At 33.8% G+C, this 18,968-nt stretch carries 20 protein-coding genes, 4 tRNA genes and 1 pseudogene; 14 read left to right on the top strand and 11 right to left on the bottom strand.

All coding sequences use genetic code 11. The annotated features are described in order from the left end of the window. Positions 1-16 precede the first annotated feature (16 nt). Positions 17-706 carry a nucleotidyltransferase family protein gene (locus D1866_RS02395; protein ID WP_152941185.1) on the top strand — a complete coding sequence of 230 codons (690 nt, stop codon included), beginning with the start codon at positions 17-19 and terminating at the stop codon, positions 704-706. Here the strand turns inward: D1866_RS02395 and D1866_RS02390 are convergent. Further along, on the bottom strand, positions 693-878 hold the full coding sequence (locus tag D1866_RS02390) for a hypothetical protein (RefSeq protein ID WP_152941183.1): 186 nt from the start codon (positions 876-878) through the stop codon (positions 693-695). The genes D1866_RS02395 and D1866_RS02390 overlap by 14 nt on opposite strands. Before the next feature lie 80 nt (positions 879-958). On the opposite strand from D1866_RS02390, the gene D1866_RS02385 reads away from it, so the two are divergent. Then, positions 959-1,047 (top strand) — tRNA-Thr (locus tag D1866_RS02385). 49 nt (positions 1,048-1,096) lie between these two features. Then, positions 1,097-2,488, top strand: coding sequence for a 7-cyano-7-deazaguanine synthase QueC (gene queC, locus D1866_RS02380; RefSeq protein ID WP_152941181.1), 1,392 nt, complete (start codon positions 1,097-1,099; stop codon positions 2,486-2,488). Here queC and D1866_RS02375 read toward each other — a convergent pair. Genes D1866_RS02375 through D1866_RS02360 form a run of 4 tightly spaced genes read right to left on the bottom strand, consistent with a single transcriptional unit; the run spans position 2,485 to position 5,221 of the window. Further along, positions 2,485-2,841, bottom strand: a complete 357-nt coding sequence (locus D1866_RS02375) for a hypothetical protein (RefSeq protein ID WP_013776274.1) — start codon at positions 2,839-2,841, stop codon at positions 2,485-2,487. The genes queC and D1866_RS02375 overlap by 4 nt on opposite strands. A gap of 59 nt (positions 2,842-2,900) precedes the next feature. Then, on the bottom strand, positions 2,901-3,323 hold the full coding sequence (locus D1866_RS02370; protein ID WP_152941179.1) for a universal stress protein: 423 nt from the start codon (positions 3,321-3,323) through the stop codon (positions 2,901-2,903). A 37-nt stretch (positions 3,324-3,360) separates the two neighbouring features. Beyond that, a complete protein-coding gene (locus D1866_RS02365) occupies positions 3,361-3,891 on the bottom strand; it encodes a hypothetical protein (RefSeq protein ID WP_013776272.1) in 531 nt (176 codons plus the stop codon). Positions 3,892-3,919: 28 nt separating this feature from the next. Further along, positions 3,920-5,221, bottom strand: coding sequence for a glycosyltransferase family 4 protein (locus D1866_RS02360; RefSeq protein WP_152941177.1), 1,302 nt, complete (start codon positions 5,219-5,221; stop codon positions 3,920-3,922). Positions 5,222-5,300: 79 nt separating this feature from the next. On the opposite strand from D1866_RS02360, the gene D1866_RS02355 reads away from it, so the two are divergent. Next, the gene (locus tag D1866_RS02355) at positions 5,301-7,601 is read left to right on the top strand and encodes an MMPL family transporter (protein ID WP_152941175.1); all 2,301 of its coding nucleotides are present in this window, start codon (positions 5,301-5,303) and stop codon (positions 7,599-7,601) included. Here the strand turns inward: D1866_RS02355 and D1866_RS02350 are convergent. Further along, positions 7,585-7,842, bottom strand: a complete 258-nt coding sequence (locus D1866_RS02350; RefSeq protein WP_152941173.1) for a hypothetical protein — start codon at positions 7,840-7,842, stop codon at positions 7,585-7,587. The two genes, D1866_RS02355 and D1866_RS02350, sit on opposite strands and share 17 nt — an antisense overlap. Before the next feature lie 215 nt (positions 7,843-8,057). Between D1866_RS02350 and D1866_RS02345 the strand changes: the two genes are divergently transcribed. From D1866_RS02345 to D1866_RS02330, 4 genes are all read left to right on the top strand, one after another. After that, the gene (locus D1866_RS02345; RefSeq protein ID WP_152941171.1) at positions 8,058-8,723 is read left to right on the top strand and encodes a ParA family protein; all 666 of its coding nucleotides are present in this window, start codon (positions 8,058-8,060) and stop codon (positions 8,721-8,723) included. 65 nt (positions 8,724-8,788) lie between these two features. Then, positions 8,789-10,042, top strand: coding sequence for an arginine deiminase family protein (locus D1866_RS02340; protein ID WP_152941168.1), 1,254 nt, complete (start codon positions 8,789-8,791; stop codon positions 10,040-10,042). Next, positions 10,012-10,491 carry a phosphate-starvation-inducible PsiE family protein gene (locus D1866_RS02335; RefSeq protein ID WP_231136357.1) on the top strand — a complete coding sequence of 160 codons (480 nt, stop codon included), beginning with the start codon at positions 10,012-10,014 and terminating at the stop codon, positions 10,489-10,491. Before D1866_RS02340 ends, D1866_RS02335 begins: the two co-directional genes overlap by 31 nt. Before the next feature lie 7 nt (positions 10,492-10,498). After that, positions 10,499-10,571: transfer RNA gene (locus tag D1866_RS02330), tRNA-Ala, on the top strand. Positions 10,572-10,691: 120 nt separating this feature from the next. Here the strand turns inward: D1866_RS02330 and D1866_RS02325 are convergent. Both D1866_RS02325 and D1866_RS02320 read right to left on the bottom strand, forming a co-directional pair. Further along, positions 10,692-12,209: an ammonium transporter gene (locus D1866_RS02325; protein ID WP_152941166.1), complete on the bottom strand. Its 1,518-nt coding sequence runs from the start codon at positions 12,207-12,209 to the stop codon at positions 10,692-10,694. Between the two features lie 212 nt (positions 12,210-12,421). Continuing rightward, positions 12,422-13,435 (bottom strand): pyridoxal-phosphate dependent enzyme, encoded by a 1,014-nt coding sequence (locus D1866_RS02320; protein ID WP_152941164.1) that lies wholly within the window; start codon positions 13,433-13,435, stop codon positions 12,422-12,424. Between the two features lie 34 nt (positions 13,436-13,469). Between D1866_RS02320 and D1866_RS02315 the strand changes: the two genes are divergently transcribed. Then, positions 13,470-13,976, top strand: a complete 507-nt coding sequence (locus tag D1866_RS02315) for a hypothetical protein (RefSeq protein WP_231136356.1) — start codon at positions 13,470-13,472, stop codon at positions 13,974-13,976. Between the two features lie 161 nt (positions 13,977-14,137). Further along, a pseudogene (locus tag D1866_RS02310) lies at positions 14,138-14,248 on the top strand (putative integrase); the annotation flags it as partial. A gap of 33 nt (positions 14,249-14,281) precedes the next feature. On the opposite strand, the gene D1866_RS02305 reads toward D1866_RS02310, so the two are convergent. Together D1866_RS02305 and D1866_RS02300 are read right to left on the bottom strand one after the other, a co-directional pair. Then, positions 14,282-14,355, bottom strand: a tRNA-Ala gene (locus D1866_RS02305). A gap of 40 nt (positions 14,356-14,395) precedes the next feature. Further along, positions 14,396-14,471 (bottom strand) — tRNA-Pro (locus tag D1866_RS02300). 37 nt (positions 14,472-14,508) lie between these two features. Here D1866_RS02300 and D1866_RS02295 point away from each other — a divergent pair. Next, a complete protein-coding gene (locus D1866_RS02295) occupies positions 14,509-15,225 on the top strand; it encodes a helix-turn-helix domain-containing protein (protein ID WP_152941453.1) in 717 nt (238 codons plus the stop codon). On the opposite strand, the gene D1866_RS02290 is transcribed toward D1866_RS02295, so the two are convergent. Further along, on the bottom strand, positions 15,194-15,538 hold the full coding sequence (locus tag D1866_RS02290) for a nascent polypeptide-associated complex protein (RefSeq protein WP_152941160.1): 345 nt from the start codon (positions 15,536-15,538) through the stop codon (positions 15,194-15,196). The two genes, D1866_RS02295 and D1866_RS02290, sit on opposite strands and share 32 nt — an antisense overlap. A 54-nt stretch (positions 15,539-15,592) precedes the next feature. Here D1866_RS02290 and D1866_RS02285 point away from each other — a divergent pair, with 54 nt between their 5' ends. Genes D1866_RS02285 through mvk form a run of 3 tightly spaced genes read left to right on the top strand, consistent with a single transcriptional unit; the run spans position 15,593 to position 18,958 of the window. Next, complete coding sequence (locus D1866_RS02285) at positions 15,593-16,858, top strand: MBL fold metallo-hydrolase (RefSeq protein WP_152941158.1); 1,266 nt, start codon at positions 15,593-15,595, stop codon at positions 16,856-16,858. Continuing rightward, on the top strand, positions 16,855-18,009 hold the full coding sequence (locus D1866_RS02280) for a threonyl-tRNA synthetase editing domain-containing protein (protein WP_152941156.1): 1,155 nt from the start codon (positions 16,855-16,857) through the stop codon (positions 18,007-18,009). The genes D1866_RS02285 and D1866_RS02280 overlap by 4 nt, the downstream gene beginning before the upstream one ends. After that, positions 18,002-18,958: a mevalonate kinase gene (gene mvk / locus D1866_RS02275; protein WP_152941154.1), complete on the top strand. Its 957-nt coding sequence runs from the start codon at positions 18,002-18,004 to the stop codon at positions 18,956-18,958. The genes D1866_RS02280 and mvk overlap by 8 nt, the downstream gene beginning before the upstream one ends. Positions 18,959-18,968: the final 10 nt, after the last annotated feature.

The raw sequence follows: 18,968 nt of genomic DNA, 5'->3' as shown, positions 1-18,968 counted from the left end.
CTTTCTATGTAGTATTATGAAAGCCGTTATTTTAGCTGGCGGTTACGGTAAAAGATTAAGACCATTAACTGATGATAAACCTAAGCCTTTAATAGAAATAGCAGGAAAACCAATTTTAGAATGGCAAATTTTATGGCTCAAAAGTTTTGGAATAACTTCCTTCATTATCCTTGCAGGATATAAAAAAGAAGTCTTAGTTGAATGGGTTACTAAAAATAAAGCCAGGTTAGGGATTGAATGTCTATTTAGCATGGAAGAAGAGCCTTTAGGTACTGGAGGTGCAATATATCAAGTTAAATCTTTCCTAAATGAGGACTTTATTGCAGTAAATGGAGATATTCTTACAAACTTGGATATAAGGGAATTAAAGCAAGTAGATGAAACTGCTATAGCATCAATTTCTCTCGTACCCCTAAGAAGTCCTTATGGTGTAGTGCAAACAGAGGGTGATAAAATTATAAAATTCGTGGAAAAACCCGTATTGAAAGATTACTGGATTAACGCAGGAGTATATTTCTTAAAATCTAGCATATTCGAATATCTACCTGAAAAAGGCGACATAGAAAGAATAACTTTCCCTACATTAGCAGAAAAAGGCTTGCTTAGAGGTAAAAAATTCGAGAATGTGTATTGGAGATCAATAGACTCCGTAAAAGATGTTGAAGAGGCTTCTAATGAAATTCCTCAAGTATTCAACTTTGAATAATTTCTACATCGCCGTCATCACTATAATAATCTCTTATAACCTTATCTATTCCCTTATTTTTTATTTCCTTTAGTAAGATCTTGAATTTCTCATCCAGTATTTCAGCACAATCTTCTGGCATCTTTTCTTCCAATATACTTATTATAAGTCTTATCTTTTCTATCTCGTTCATATAAAGATAGAGAGTTAATAACCACGAGTGAGTGTAAGATAAAAGTAAAATTTATCAACTATAAAATAGAGTAAAAAAGTGCCGCGGTAGCTCAGCGTGGCTAGAGCGCTGCCCTGGTAAATTTAATCCGGGCAGGCAGAGGTCCCGGGTTCAAATCCCGGCCGCGGCTTTATCACTTTAATCAGAAATCTTTTATTTACAAATACTACCTTTGCCCTATGTGCAGTGTTTCTGGAGCTTTAATACTTAACCCTAAAAATTACGACAAAATAGAAAGAAAATTTGCAGAAATCTTAAAAAATGCTGAAGATAGAGGAAGAGACAGTTTCGGCATAATTGTAGTCCAATCCGATGGAACTACTAAGTCAGTAAAATCCTTAGGAAGACCTTCAGAACAAGAAGAGAAACTTTACGATATTCTAGACGAAAAAAGCAGAGTAATAATAGCTAATAATAGAGCAGAACCGACCACAGAGTTCGTTAATAAAAAAACAGAAAAAGATATACAACCATTTGAAGGAGAAAGATTCATAGTTACTCATAATGGTATTATTGCTAACGATAAAGAGCTTGAAAAGAAATTTGGCGTAAAGAGAGAGAGTAATATAGATACTGCAGTTATACCTCCTATTTTAGATAAGTTTTGGAAGGGTGATTTGCCTACATTGAAAGATTTACTTTCAGAAATTAGAGGAAGTTTCGCTTTTATTATAGCTGATAAGAAAAACCCAAATAAAATCTATATTGCACAGAATTTTAAGCCGGTTTATATGATGTATGATTACGAATTAGGAGCAATATTCTTTACATCCCTAGATGATTACTTTTCTCAAAACCCATTAGATAAGGTGAATATAACAAAACTTGAGCCATATTCTATCGTGTCAGTAGATTCTAATTTAAAAATTGAAAAGATTGACCTTATAAAGCCAAAAGATAAGAAGAAAGTACTTGTAATCGCTAGCGGAGGATTAGATTCTACAGTAGCAGCGACTTACTTACTTAAGCAGGGACATGAAATAACGCTTTTGCATTTCAATTATAGGCATAAAGCAGAAGAAAAGGAAAGAGAAGCTGTAAGAAAAATTTCTGAATATCTACAAGTTCCATATATAGAAATAGATACTGATTTGTTCAAAATAATAGGACACACAACATTATTAAAAGGTGGTGGAGAAATAGTCAAAGAGAGGCAAGGAGAAGAAGGAGCAGAATTTGCTCACGAATGGGTACCTGCTAGAAATCTCATATTCTTTTCAGTTGCCTTAGCTATAGCAGAGGCTTATGGTTTTGATGCAATAGCTTCTGGAATTAATCTAGAGGAAGCTGGAGCTTACCCAGATAATGAAATGGAATTTGTAAGACTGTTTTCTAAACTATCGCCCTACGCAACTGGACCTAATAAAAAGATAGAGGTTATGATGCCAGTAGGTAATCTAGTTAAACATGAAATAGTGAAACTTGGAGTAGAAATAGGTGCACCTTTACACTTAACTTGGAGCTGTTATGAAGGAGGAGAAAAACATTGCGGAAAATGCGGACCTTGCTACATGAGAAAAATAGCCTTTAAGATTAATGGATTGAAGGACCCAGTAGAATACGAAAATTAAATAAAAGTATGAGGTTTAGACTCGGCATGAGGATTTCTTATCATGTTTAATATTAACTCATTTCCTTTACTTAATTTCTCTAATAATGAGAGAGAAAGAACTCTGATTAGCTCTTTCCTACATCTTATATTATCTTCAAGAACAGAAATTATCTGATCTCTAAATTTCGAATCAATCTCACTAATCCACGATTCTTCCTTTAGCTCTCTAAGCTCTTTCTCTATTTCTGACGAAATTTTTATTATATCTTCATTTGCGTCATTATTCTTTGCTAGTTCTACTAGATATTCTCCAGCTTCAAGAATTTTTCCATCGTTCAGATAGTTCACAGCTTTAAGCAGATCTTCAAACATAGTTATGTATAGTGCTATAAGGTTAAAAAATAAAGCTTTGAGTTAAGAAAAGAGGAAAATTATTTGACAACAATTACTGGAATCTTAGATTCTTGAACAACTCTTGAAGACACGCTACCTAAAAGTATTCTCTTGAACCTTGATAAGCCTCTGCTACCCATTATTATAAGCTTTATATCATTCTTATTTGCATATTCTAGAATTGCCGTTGCCGGATCTCCGCTTAAAACCTCACCTACTGCTTTTACTCCATTTTGAGTAGCCTTCTTAACAGCCTCATCTATATCTTTCTTGGCTTTCTTTTCCATCTCTTCAATCGCAGAAAGAGGCGGAAGGACACCTACAGTTTCAAATATCGTTTCATCTACAGCTTCAACTACGTAGACTTCTGAGCTATATCTTTTTGCTAAATCTATTGCAACATCTAAAGCCTTCTTACTATGCTCAGATCCATCGTATGCAACTAATATTTTCTCAAACATCACTTTTCTCTCTTAAGAGACAAATATAAATTATTTTCTATTTTCCAAAAATATACGATCTAACGTACCTCTTTAATTCAGACAGTTTATTTTTAGATAGCACACAAGAAGAAATTTCATCGATTTTTATCTTTTCTACATTACTAAGTAAAGATTTTTTAGCCTCAGCTTCAACTCTTCCCTTTTCTGTTAATTTGAAATATTTATAACCTTCGGCATAGCCAGATCTAATTAAATAAAGTAAATGAGCCTCCATCCTAGGACTGTAAATAAAAATTCTCTTGTCCCATCTAAAATAAAAAAGGCAGTCTTGTGTAATATACCTAGATGACAAGTAATCACAAACTAAGAACGACATAACAAAAAACTGAATTTTACTCAATTCTTTATACGACAAGGAGGTTAAAATTATGTCATCTACCGAGAAAGAATAATTTACTTCCTTCTCTTTTACTAGTGTATCATATTCTGCATTACACTTTTTCAAAATTAGATAAGTTGAAAGTAACGATCCGTATTTTTCAGCTTCTTCAACTGCCTCGCCTAAAAGTTGCTTCAATCGTGACATTAATAGAATGTACAAAATCTAGTTTAAATTAATATTCTGAAGCAGCCTCTTCTAAGACCGCTTTTATACTATCGAATTCATTATCGATTAGGCATTTTTTCACAGTTTCATAGCCTAAACTCCCAAGTTTATCTTCTTCTTTCAATGCCTTAGATATTCCTTCTGCCATCTCTTCATAAGTTCTAAATGTATAACCATTACCTCCATCTATTACTAATTCACTTACGCCAGCACCTTTGCTTACCACAACTGGCTTCTTAAAAAGCCAGCCTTCACATACAGTTAATCCAAATCCTTCAATTCTTGAAGGCAACGCAACGGCATTAGCCCTTTTATATAATGCCATTAGTTCTTCATCACTCACGTAACCGGTAAAGATTACTTTATTCTCTATCTTTAGATCCCTAGCTAGTTCTCTTAATTTTCTACTCCATATACTAGCTTTATCATGACCTAGACTTTTACTAGTAAAGCTACCATCTCCTGCTAAAACAAGTTTTACGTCAAGGTTTTTAATAGCTTGAATTGCTACATCCTGACTTTTTATAGGATCCATTCTTGCTACAACTAAAACTACTTTATCATCATCATTAATTCCAAATTTCCTCTCAACATTTTCAACGTCAGATTTATTTACATTAGTATTATAATACGAAGGATCTATGTACGGGTATATCTGCTTAACTTTTACTTTAGCTCCAGTTCTTACTAGACCTTCAAGATCTCTTTTAGTACTTACTATTACTGCATCAAACCCTTCAAAAGACCTAATAAGGAAATTCCTTAACTTTTCATTAAGCATTTCCGGAACAAAAGGTATGTGGTACCATAAAACTGCCGGGGCCGAAGGTCCAATTATTCCTCCTATTAATAATTGTTGAAAATCATTAATAAAATATACGTCTGTATCAGAATACAACTCAAGTAATTTCTGTGCAGATAGCCAGTTATATGTAGCGTAGTCAATATAATCTCTACCATTAAGGTTATATCTAGCTATACCATGCGATTCATTATATATACCTTCTTTAAACCTAGTATAACCACCTAAAGATTTAGGATCTAAATCAACAAAGTAAACGTCAATATTATTCATCTTAACATAAGGAGGGTATCCTGGGCCTAGGGCTACCCACTTAGCCTTACCTCCAAATTTATCTATTAAGCCTAACATCATTCTAGCTACTCCGCCTACAGAAATATAGTAGTCTTCGGAACTCAACGTAGAAATATCTAAAGGTAAATCCAATTCACCGTATTTTTCTACGATATCTTTATAGCTTAACCTAAATCTAATAGGAGGTGTTTGAGTGTTGACAGTAATTCTCATGTTAATTATATCGGTGCTTGCATATTAAAAACGCTAAGTTTTCACAACATTTTTAACCTCCGTCTTACCGTTTTATATTATGAATAGAAAATTGGTTATAGTACTATGGATAATAGGAATTTTAATTGCTATACTATTATCTTCACAATCATCAAATTATCTAAATTATAATGAAAACACAACAATACCCTCCTCTTATCCTGCAGCAAAAGCCCAAGAACTACTTTCAGAATATTTTCACGGAGGAAACGTTAACAATTCTATCGACGTAGTTCTAATAAATTCCACTCCTCAAGAGGTTTACAAGGCTGTAAAAATAATTGACGAAATAGACGGAGTTTGTAAAACTGAAAGTATAATAAATGCTTATCTAGCATATGATGAAATACTAGGCAAGGAAATAAATTATACCGGATATAAGATAATTGAGGAGAATAAAGGAAATATATCCTCTCAAGAATTAAAAGAAGAAATATCTCAATATCTTCATATTCCCATTTACTATACTTGCCTTTTTAATGTGTCTCCTCAAAACTTATTAACTAGAAATGAGACAGTCTTCTTCCTAATAACTCCTCCAGCACAATTTACATCAACTTATGAAGCAAAAAACGTTTCAGTAATTTTTGTTTACACAAAATACTGTCCAAATTATAATTTTAAGAATGGCACATATCCAGATGGCGTAATTTCTTGCCAAATACAAAGTAAACTAAGTAAGTGTGGTTTTGATAATTTTTACTTAACCGGACCTGCTCCCTTAGTTCAAGAGTTGAGTGGCTCAGAAAGCCAGAGACAAGCAATAACTTTTGCCTTAGTTTTTATAGCGCTTCTATTAATTACTGGAATATACTTTAGAAGTGTGATAGCTCCAATAATAACTCTTTCAATCATAGCACTATCGGTAATTTTCGGAATGGCAATTGTAACACTTGTAGGAAAATTCTATCATCCAGTAGATTTCCAGGTTATTGAACCAATGATTTCAGTACTTTTAGGTATAGGAACAGACTATAGTGTTTTCCTCCTAAGTAGGTTTAAAGAAGAACTGTCAAAAGGAAGGAATAAAGAAGAAGCAATGGAAATTTCTGTAAAAACGTCTGGGAAAGCAATATTAATAAGCGGAAGTGCTGTAACCCTAGTCTTCCTTTCCTTATCGTTTATTCCATATTTGCATACTTGGGGATTAACTATTGGTTTTTCGGTACCAATAACTGTATTAATTGCAGTAAGTTTATTACCAATAATATATGGAAAAATGGGTAGTAGGATCTTCTGGCCTTCTCATTTGTCATTCTATGAAAACAAGTCACTTGGAAATATAGCTAGAATAACAATGAGAAAACCAAAGACTACTTTAGCAATTTCAGTAATTATAGGGCTAATAGCCTTAGCTTTCATATTAAGTATACCGTTATCATTAGATTTTACCTCAGGTTTACCTAACATACCTGCAGTGAAAGGATTAAAAATCCTAGAAAACGCGTTTGGACAATCGTTTGTAAATCCTGTCTTAATAGTTTTTAATGAATCGAAGACTGTTATGAATTCTACTTACGTCAATACCTCATTGCTTATTCAAATAGCAAAGATAGAGGAAAATATCTCAAAGCTAAGCGGAGTAAAGCAGGTCATAGGCCCAGTACCTTGTAACTTTAACGGGACTATAACTCCAGAGATTTTACACCAAATCAGAGAAAATCTAGGAACAAACAACAAGACCTTATTAGTTACAGTAATAATGAATTACGGGACTTACACACAACAAGCCCAAAAACTTGTATTAACTATTCAAAAAATTGTTAACCCTTATCATGGCTATGTTGGCGGAACGACTGCATCAGTGATAGACGCATTAGACTATTTATTACCATATTATGAGATGTTAATAATAATTTTACCAATAATTTTAGTAATATCGTTAGCAGTCTTCTTAAGATCAATTAAAATCTCAATCGGCGCAGTGGGTACTATATTACTTAGTATAACTTTATCATTAGCGATAATTTATTTGTTCTTTAGATCGGCTAACGGCATCCTATTCTTTATTCCAATTACAATATTCGTTCTAATGATAGGATTAGGTAATGATTATAGCATATTCATATTAACAAGAGTAAAAGAAGAAATAGAAAAGGAAAGAAGTATAGAAAGCATAGTAAGGGCAATTTCAATATCTGCGGGAGCAGTGACTGCTCTAGGCGTCATATTAGCGGCATCATTTGGAGTCCTAGCAATAGATCCTATAAAACCAATAGCAGAATTAGGAATAGGAATTGCAATAGCTGCTCTTCTCGATACTTTTATTATAAGAATATTTATATATCCTGCTATATTAAAAATTGCATTAAAGTTAAACGAAACTATAAAGAGAAAATAACGAGTTTAATTGAAAATCCTTCTTCCCTTAATCTTTTTATTTCCTTCATAACATTGCCTTTCCTTTCCTTTCTTATCAATAGTTTCTCTCCAGAATCTAAATCATGAGAGTTAAAATATTCTACAAATTTCCTATTTTGTAACAAAATAATATAAACGTCATAACCGTCTTCTCTAAGTAATCTTTTAGCTTTAATTCTTTCTTCACGCGGAGCTTTTTTCCAATTAATAAGCTTAACCATATGTGAGATTCTTTAGAATTCTTAAAAATACTTTCCATAGGCTTAATTGTAAATTACTATATTCTTTTTTAAAGCTAGTATTATTAAACTGAATAATACTGCTGAGAGTTCACTCATCAATAAATCTTAATATTACTAGGCATATTTCAATTAAATCGTTAAGTTTATATCATTACAAATAAAAATATATAGATACTAGCATAACTTTAAATAAAATGATTAGAATAACCTTCGTAAGCCCTAAGGGCGGTGTAGGAAAATCCACAATAATTTATTACGTAACTAAATTACTTAGTGACAAGTTCAAGACGCTTATAGTTGATTTAACTGATTCTGCAACATTAAGTAGACTTTTCGGAATTCAAAATAATATACTTGCAGACGACGGTTATTTTGCAGATAAGGGAAACGTAGGAGTAATATCATTTTCTCGTATTTCTAATAATGATAACCTTGATTTAGAAAAAATTACACTAAAATATAAAGAAATTTTAGGTGATTATAGCCTTATTTTAGTTGAATACCCAATTCATTTTTATTCAAAATCGATAAAAATAGAATACGAAATCTTTAATTCCTTATTAAAAACTAAAAATTACATATTTAGTGTTACTATTCCACAAGATATAATAATAAAATCCACATTAAATTATACTTCGTCTCTTATATCATACTTATCAAGCATAAATAAGGATATTTATGATGAAGCTTTAATAATAAATATGGTAAAAGACATCAAAATTAAAGATGTAGCCAATTATCATAACAATGTATTTAGTATAAAATTCAATTATGATTTAATATTTAAGGGATTCTATAACGTTGACCCTCCAGATGATTTTTTGCAAATCTCAAAATTTATAGAAAATTTGATAGAATAATTCATTCTCTCAAATTAGATCGGAGTATTTTCGCTTTTATATATTATGAACATAGATTATCTATAATGCTTAGGATTACTTCAGAATGGTCAAAACTTAGGACAGTACTTGTCCACGAACCTGGAATAGAAATGTTTTATGGAATCCTAGATCCAGATGCATTCCTTTACATGAGGAGGTTTAACATAGAGAAAGCAATAAATCAACACAAGCAAATGGTTAATAAATTAAAAGAAATGAGTATAGAAGTACTAAAAATAAAAGAATTAATTAACGAGAAAGCAAAAAGCGACAAGGATTTTAGGAAACTACTAGAGAAAATTGCTTTGAATTACATAAAATATGAAGGAGATGGAAAAGCAGAAGAAAACCTATCTAGAGTTAAAAAAGACTTGGAAAAACTTGATTCTGATACTTTATTTAATATTATTTTACTTAATCCAACAGTGCTTTCTCATGAAGCATTAGGAACCAACGAGGCAGTAACTAGAATACTCAACGAAGAGCCATTAGCTAATCTATATTTTACTAGAGATCAGGCTATAATTACAGATAAAGGAGTAGTAATAGGAAGAATGAGCAAAAGGATAAGAATGAGAGAGACTGAAATAATAAAATTAGTATTCCAAGCTCTTTCTGAAAAGCCACTAAAGGAAATAAGCGAGCCAGCATTTTTAGAAGGAGGAGACTATATGCCTTTTAAGGATTTCGCGATTTTCGGAACTGGTGATAGAACTAGCATTTCAGGAATAATGCAGGCAATAGATTTTACAAACTTTAATGAGATCGTAATTGCATATAATCCAGAAATTGAGGAAACTGAAGACTACATGCTCACAATGCACCTAGATATGTATTTAAATTCACCTAAAGAGGGAGTAGTTATTAGTAACTCTACAATTTTAAGCAAAACTTTAGCTCATATATATGAAAGAAAAGAAAACGGAATCTCGCTGAAAGAAAGAACAAATCTTTTAGAATTCTTTAAAAAGAAAGGATACAGAATTCTTGAAATAAGCCTAGCAGAACAATTATCTTATGCAACAAATTTCCTTACTATAGAAAATGGTAGAATACTATCTCCTAAAGTAGCTAATAATATGATAAACATTATGGAATATCTAGAAAGAAAAGGATATAACAATTTGTTAAATGAAGTAAAAGAGGACTACAATAGGCATATTGCAAATAAAGATTTCTTCCCTAATAGAAAAGATATAAAGGATGAAGGAATTGACTATGATGAGATTGACGTTTCAGAGCTCACAGGCGGCTTTGGTGGAATACATTGCATGACGATGCCAATAAAAAGGGAATAATCAAAAACTTGAGTTCAGAAAACTTAAACAAATTAGTTATTAAGATAACATCCATAACTGTACAAATATTATTAATTATAGGCTTAATAATAGTACTATTATATACAGTAACACAAACAATAGAGTCATTTCAAATAAGCCTAATAGATGTTGTCTCAATAATCTTAGAAAATTCTCTACTGATCATTGTATTTCTAGAGGTTTACCTAAGTGTGGTAGACTTTTTCCACGGAAAAGGAAGGAGCGTAGTATACGTAATGGACGCTACATTATCTTTCGTCCTAAGAGAAATAATAATAGGGATCCTTACAGGAAGTGTGACAGATATAGACCTATTAGCAATGAGCGGAGCAATAGGTATAATAGCCTCTGGAAGATTTTTATTAACAGGCAGGAATCTTAGGTTAATTAGAAGAAGAAGAAAAGTAAATAAAGAGAGAAGTAAATAAAGTACTTGGGCCGGTAGCTCAGCTGGAAGAGTGCCCGCCTCGCAAGCGGGAGGTCCCGGGTTCAAATCCCGGCCGGTCCATATAATGATGAACGATGGGCGGCTTGAAAAGTGATGAACTTTATATTCTCTGATATTTAAGGAAAAGAAAGAGGAGAAGAAAGAAGAAAAATATTAGCAAAGAATTAATAAAAATCCATTTCACTTTCCTTCTTCCTTCTTTTTGCTTGGCTCCTCTTCTACCTTCTCTGCCACAGGCTTTTGTTCAGCTGGTAATGTTGCTAATAAGTCAGAATAAGCTACCTCACCATGCATTGCATAATCTCCAATCTGTAGTGTTTCTGGCGGAGCTCTTAATGGAATGAATAGCCCTATTAACTTCAATAAACCAAATGTAATTGCGAAATCGTAAACGAATACTACTGCGGCAGCAAAAGCTTGTATGTCTAATTGATACCAGTTACCATATAATGCTCCACGAAGAGTAGGATCTACATATACCGTAACGTTGGGATCCGCAAATATTCCTGTTAGCAAACCGCCTACAATACCAGCAATACCGTGGGTAGAAAATACGCCTAGGGTGTCATCAACTTTTAGCTTAGGTTCTAGCTTATATAGAGCTAACCACGGTATAGAGCCAGAGGCTATACCTATAATTATGGAATATAGCCCATTAACGTAACCTGCAGCTGGCGTAATTGCAACTAAACCAGTTATTGCACCGCTAGTAGCTCCCACTAATGTAGGCTTCTTAAAGAAAGCCATATCCATTAGCATCCAAGTAACGGCACTTACTGCAGTAGCAATGTTAGTATTTAATACAGCTATTGCAGCATCAATAGTAGCTCCTCCAGGGTCACCTCCGTTAAATCCGTCCCAACCAAGCCAAATTAAGCCGGCCCCTGCTAATATTAGAGGCAGACTATGAGCTTCTAGTTTTCTCTCAGAAGCTAATCTAGGCCCTACAGCTAAAGCTGCAGCCAATGCTCCTACTCCAGCATCAACGTGTATTACATAACCTCCGCTGAAGTCTACTGCTCCTAATTGATTTAACCATCCTCCAGCAAATAACCAATACGATACTGGGCTATATACTAATAAAGACCAGAATGGTACAAACACCATCCAGGCTTTAAAGTTCATTCTTTCTAAAACACCGCCTGCAAGAAGTACTGGAGTTATTGCTGCAAAGACAAATTGGAAGAATATATAGGTCGACGTAGGAATATTGAGCATACTATTAGATGGACCATAAACTGTTTGAGAAGCTTCATAAGTTCCTGGCCATGCAGGTAATGGAGTTCCCAATATTCCATAACCATTTATAACCAATGTCGGCTTTCCAAAGCCAAAATTATAACCTGCTATCATCCATACTACTAAAACTATAGCAAATGCGTAAAATACCATTAGTGCGCTATTTACAGCATATTTTTTCTTAGACAATCCTGCATAATACAATGCTACTCCTGGCACGCTTTGCAAACCTACAAAAGTTGCCGCAGTTAGCATCCAAGCGTTACTACCTAAGCTTAGCCAAGACGGAACAGAAGCTGGTGGATAGTCAGAAGTTCTATTTGCTAATGCTGCTATAGACTGATTTAATGATTGTATTTCTTGAGTAACATTAGTAGTTGAGGCAGATGTTATTAACATTAATAGAAATGGAATTACAAAAATACCTAAACTAATTATTTTTAGGTATTTCGTGTCCATTCTCTATCAGACAAAAGAAAGTATAAACTGAATAAAAGCAATTCTAATAATCTGCATAAATACTTTTTAATAGTATATTCTTTTTATTTAACACTTTGCTTTTCTCACATGCTAAAAGAAGGAAAAAATATAAAAAGATTTCATTATATTCTCTTACTAGTATAATTCGTGTTTTATCCTATTTAAAGAATAAAAGATCTGTATATACATTTTTATAGAACTTTCAAGCCATTACCAGTTAGCACTAAAACACTGAGACCTTCTGGCTTACTTTTCTTATATGCAGAGTAAACTGTTGCAGAACTATATTCTACAAGCAAACCTTTCCTTGCTAGTTCCTTCCAAGAGTCTAAAATTTCCTCGTCATTAACTACTATACAGTCACCATACTTTCTTATAACCTCTACCATCTCAGGTAAAAGGAAAGGATTAGTAGAAACTAGTGCATCAGCAATAGACGTTACTTTCTCTGGCGGAGTATATTTTATTCCCTTGACTTTAGAACAAAGAGGCATTACTTGCTCAGTTTGAACTGCTATTATATTAGGAATTTTGGCTATTATACCTTGATTAAACATATGCCTAAAACCTTCGAAAACTCCAAGCAATAAAGTACCTGCTGATGTAGGCAAAAATACATTATCTGGAGTCTTCCAACCTAGATCCCTTACAATTTCATAAGCTAAAGATCTTATACCGTCTCTAAACTGAGGCTGAAGAACATGTGAAGCATAATAATAGGGAGAATTTTCAGCAGCCTTTGCTACTTCTTCCCTGCTTCCTTCAACTTTTACTACTTCTGCACCATAGCTTTCTATTTGCTTTAACTTATTCCCTCTAGCGGTTGATGGAACAAATATTTTAACAAGCATTCCGGCAGCAGAACCATAGGCGGCAATAGAAGCTCCAGCGTTACCAGAAGAATCCTCTGATATCGCCTTTATTCCATTCTCTGCCAAATACGAAATTAAAGTTACAGAACCTCTATCTTTGTAAGAACCCGTAGGATTAAGAAAATCCAACTTAAAATAGATATCTCCATTTTTTATCATAGGCGTATTCCATTCTCCTAAAGAAATCCAAGACTTTATGTAAGGGAAATTATCTCTTAAGTTTCTAGAGAAAGGTAAATCTTCAACTTCAACTTTAAATGGACCTCCACATCTTTTACAACGCAATTCTAGACCTTCCCTTTCTTTGCCACAACGCATGCAAACTTGTTTCATGAAAAGAGATGAGGAAGAAAGTTTATTAATACTTGTGAGCGAAAAAGTCATTCCAATTTACGCCAAGGGATATTTCACCATAGCCAGAAACGGTAAAGGATTGTTTATCTCAACTTTTTATTATTACGATAAGGAAGGATATTATGCCTCGCTAGATAAGGAGAAAATCAAGGAAGAAAAGGAAAAATTAAAAGAAAATATGCAGTATTATCTCAATCAAGAAACCTTGAGGATTAACAGAAGGAGAGTAGATGAGAAAGTAAGCAAGGTAGAAATAAACTTGTTAAGCGTAAATTACCCTATGATAGATTTTTACATTACCTTTAAGGCAAGATTAAAGCTAGGATATAATTTGTATGAAGATATATATGAAAATGAAATTACTGAATACCCATTCGAAGCAATTTACGTTTTCCCTGGAAAAATTTTGTCCGCAAAGATAAGAGGCAAAGTGAGTATCAAAGATAATATAGCGATAGTAAAAGTTAAGAAAGGCATGAAGACTGGTAAAAGAGAAATATTTGCGTTCAGAGTAATATAAACTGTATATGAATAGATCAAGGTTCAGTTTTATAGAATTAAGTACTTTAATTGAATTTCAATAACGTCAGGGCAATAGCCCCGTGCTTAAAAGTTTATATGACGGAAAAGGGGGCGTAATATAAATATAGGTTATAGGGTTTTCTCAGCGGGCAATATAAGATTCGTCAAAGAGGGAAGAAGTATTATGCTTACTTAATAGAGAAGGACAAAGAAGGTAACGTAAGAGAGCGTTACATTGGCCCATTAGATAAGATAGTGGATTTTTATGTTAGCAGTAGGGGGTGTGGGGATGTATTCCCACAGTGGACCGGCCGGGATTTGAACCCGGGACCTCTCGGATGCCAACCGAGCACTCTTCCAGGCTGAGCTACCGGCCCATTCTGTATCTTCTCTTAAAATATTTTAAAACTTTTTCTATGGGCCCGCCGGGATTTGAACCCGGGATCACGACGACCCGAACGTCGCATCCTAGTCCTGGCTAGACTACGGGCCCTACGCTTTATTATTTACTCTTATTCTTAATATTTTTGATGGCTAGTGATTACGTAATAGAGTTAATAGCAAAGAGGATTGCAGGCGACATAGTATGGAGCTCTAACATAGGTTTATCAATGAAAAAATGGAGGGAGATGTTCGGAATTTCTCAGTCTGAACTTGCCAGAGTCCTTGGAATTTCGCAAACAGTTATTGCAGATTACGAAAGAGGTAGAAGACAGCCTGGAAGTGCATTTGTAAAGAAATTTGTGCAAGGTTTAATAGAAATAGACGAAAGAAGAGGATTCAAGGTAATCTCAGAATTAAGTAAATCGTTCACTTTAAATTTTCCATTTATAATGGATATGAGAGATTTTGAAACTCCAATATGTTTTGACGAATTAACAATAGCAGTTGACGGAATTCCTTTAAATTCTACAATTAATCTAAAGAAGATTTACGGTTACGTTGTAGTAGATAGCTTAACTGCAATTACCGCGTTAAGCGGAATGGAGTTTTACCAGTTTTTATCCTTAGTTTTCAATAGAGTAATAGTTTTCACTAAAGTAACCAGTGGAAGATCGCCAATAATAGCGTTAAAAATTTCTCCAGTTAAGCCTGACGTAGTAGTGCTTCATAGGCCTTTAAAAATGGATCCGCTTTCTATAGATCTTGCAGACAAGGAAGGAATAAACATTATAATCTCTACTAAGAGAAATGAGGAGGAATTAATTAAATCCCTTAGGACTCTTGTCCATTCAAAATCATTATAGCTTTTGCTATATCTCCATTAGCTTTAACTAAAGCTTCCCTTACCTCATTTTCTGGTTTTCCAGTTTGTTCCATGATGAATTTAACATCTTCATCCTTAATTTCTACTTTCTGCTGTGCACCTTTCTTTTCAACTTTTGTCTCTCCTCCAGAGACTACTATTGCTTCTTGTCCAGCAAAACTAGTTTTCATCACCATTGGGGATTCTATTGTTATTATTTCGTCTGGAGTTTCTATTGTAACTCTCAACGCATCTATCTTCTCTGCTTTAATCCCCATCCTTTGAAGAGCTTTAAGATCTTTTGGAACTTTCATAATTTAATATTATATAGGACAAACTTATTATTTGCGGTTAACAATGTTTACCAAATGAGTTATCATCTGAAAATATTAGGTGGAGGACAAGAAGTAGGCAGAGCTGCTATAGAAGTTGCCGGACCAGACGGAAGTATAGTTTTAGACTATGGAGTCAACTTTAACCCAGACGATACGCCCAACTTTCCTTTGCAAGAAATGCCTTCAAAAGTTAAAGCGTTCATAGTATCTCATGCACACTTAGACCACGTAGGTGCTTTGCCTATCTATCAAATTTCCGGAAGTAAACCAATTTACGGGACATCAATAACGAAAGAAATAGGAGAATTAATCTTAAAGGACTTCTTAAAGATTTCTGGACCAAGAGTTCCTTATGAGTGGGTAGAAGTAAAGAAAACGCTTGACAATTTCAACACAATAAAGTACAATGAAGAGTTTGAAGTTGGTTCTTTTAGGATAAAAACCTCCAGCGCAGGACATATACCGGGCAGTGCAATAACTGTAGTAAAAACTGACAAAGGAGATGTAACTTATACTGGAGACATAAATATAACTAACACAAAATTAATGAAACCTGCAGACCTCGATATAATGAGAGATTCAAGAGTTATAGTCACAGAAGCAACTTATGGTAAATTTAACCATCCGCAAAGAAAAAGCGTTGAAGACGAGTTCTATAACGCAATAATGGAAGTTTTAGAAGAAGGAGGAACAGTACTTGTTCCAGCATTTAGCTTATCAAGGAGCCAGGAGATTTTATCTTTATTGGCTGAAAGAAATATTCCATATCCTGTATATTATGACGGTATGGTTAAGACAATAATGGAAATAATGATCAACAATCCAGAGTATATTAATAATTATGAAGCACTGAAAAAAGCATATAACGAATTTCATTACGTCAACGGGTTGCAGGATAGGAAGAAAGCTTACAAAAGTAACGGAGTAATCGTTGCCAGTGCCGGTATGCTAAAAGGAGGTCCAGCAGTTTATTATTTCAAGAAAATTGCAGATAATCCAAAGAACGCAGTATTCCTAGTGAGCTATCAAGCAGACAATACTCCAGGCAGAAAACTCCTTGAATTAGGAAAATTCGATGAAGAATCTCCATTATTAAAAGCTAGGCTACAGCTATTCGACTTTTCCAGTCATGCAGGCAGAGATCAATTAATGCAAATACTTAAGGCATCAAAGAGCCTTGAGAAAGTAGTAGTAGTTCATTCCTCTGCAGATAGTGCACAATACTTTGCCGATCATGTTAAGCAAGAATTAGGAGTAGAAGTTATAGTTCCGGAAAATGGACAAGAAATACAACTATGATTCAACTATTCATTCATGCGTCAAATTTTTCATACGAAGTTAAAGAAAAAGCTGTAGAAAAAGCAGAAGAAGATTATTTGCCTTCTCTTAAAAAAGAAAATGCATTAGTAGTTTTCACAACTGTAGAAAAGGGTGATGATGAAGAAATTATAAGGAAAGCTGTAGAAAATATTAAGGATATTTTTTCTAAAGTTAAAGCCTCGTGCGTAATTATTTACCCTTACGCTCACTTATCAAATAACTTATCCTCACCAGATGTAGCAATATCTTCTCTTAAAGAAATTGAAAAGGAATTAAAAGATAGCGGAATAGAAACCTATAGAGCTCCTTTTGGATGGTATAAAGCTTTCAGCATAAGCTGTTACGGGCATCCATTGAGCGAACTATCTAGAAGAATAACAAAATCTGAAGAGTTTTCCAAGTCTGAAGAACTGGAGATTTGTAACAAATTTGGTTTCCCTTCTTCCCCTAAGGCTACTTTCATGAAGATCGCAACACTAGAATATTTAAAGAAGGAACTCTCGCCAAGCAGTATCATAATATCTAACGATGAATTAAAAGAAAAGGAAGGAACAATGATAATTAGATATTTAAAACCTTCTGGCAGAATTTTGCCGTGTATCAATGAGGATCCAAAAATTGAAGTTATCTACTTTGGTGAGAAACAGCTCGATTTCCCTAAAGAATTTAAGGACTCTAAAAACTCATTAAAAATCTGGGAGTCAAAAGACGGTAAAACTACTATCTGGGTAGGAAATTTAATTTATTATATTCTCCTTCAAGCAAAATCAATGAGTACACCGTATTTACCTTTATGGATTTCTCCAATTCACGTAAGACTATTGCCTGTGAAAAAAGATTTCCTTGAAAAGACTGAGGAGTTTGCTAACCAACTTTTATCTAAAGGAGTAAGAGTAGAAATAGATAACAAAGATGACGGGTTAGGTAATAAAATTAGGAGGTCAGGAATGGATTGGATACCTTATGTAGCAATAGTTGGAGAAAGAGAAATTAAAACTTCTACTCTTACAGTTAGAATTAGGAAAAAAGATGAGCAAAAAAGCCTAACTATAGACGAATTATACACAATAATAAAGGATGAAGATCCTCTCATGTTAAGACAAAATACTCCGGTGAAAATGTTTGATTGAAGTTGAAGTACCTCTAAAGTTGACGCTATTTGGAGAACATGCTGTAGTTTATGGAGAACCGGCAATAGCTATGGCAATAAATGAGAAGATGAAAATAAAAATAGTGCCATACCATAAAATGATATTAAAATCGAATTCTTTATCAATTAAGGGAATAAAAGTTGATTTAGAAGAAATGAAGTTAGAAAGCGAGGAAACTTCAAAAGTTCTCTCTTATGCTCTGTCAACAATTAATTTCTTTGAAAAAGAGTACGGCACTAGGAAAAACGCATTAATAGAAATAGAATCTCCAGTAGATCCTTCCGTAGGCTTAGGAACTAGTGCTGCAGTAATAGTAGGCATAGTAGGAGGATATTCTAGATATTTGGGTTATGAACTAACCAGAGAGGAAATAGCAAAAATCTCTCATAAAATAGAGCTTACAGTGCAAGGTTTAGGTAGTAGAATGGATACGTATACTACTTCTTTAGGCGGTTTAATATACTTCCCTAAGGGCGGAGGATACGAAAAAATAAGGAGAGAAATAAGGATAACAGCAGGATATATTAGAAGAATCGCAACTACAGCAGAGATTTTAAAAAGAGTTAAAAGTTTGAAGGAGAAGAATCCTGATTTATTTAACGACTTAATTTCGTCCATAGGAAAAACAGTCAATAAGGCTAAAATTGCAATAGAGAAAGGAGACGAAGAAGAAATAGGAGAACTTATGTATGTTAATCACGGGCTATTAATGTCGTTAGGCGTGACATTGCCTCCTATAGATAATCTGGTTTCAACTGCAAAAATTCTAGGCTTAAAAGGATGTAAAATAAGTGGCGGTGGAGGAGGAGGTTCAACAATATGCTTAGAAGATGAAAGGGCAAGAATTTTACTATCAACCATTGGTGCAAAAATAATTGACTCAAGAATTAGCCAAGAAGGTGTAATGATAAAGGAAATAAACCAGTAAATTAAGACTT

This window comes from Acidianus ambivalens, from assembly GCF_009729015.1.
Lineage (GTDB): Archaea > Thermoproteota > Thermoprotei_A > Sulfolobales > Sulfolobaceae > Acidianus > Acidianus ambivalens.
The sequence above is the reverse complement of the archived record's forward strand: the minus strand, read 5'-3'. Positions and strand labels throughout refer to the sequence as shown.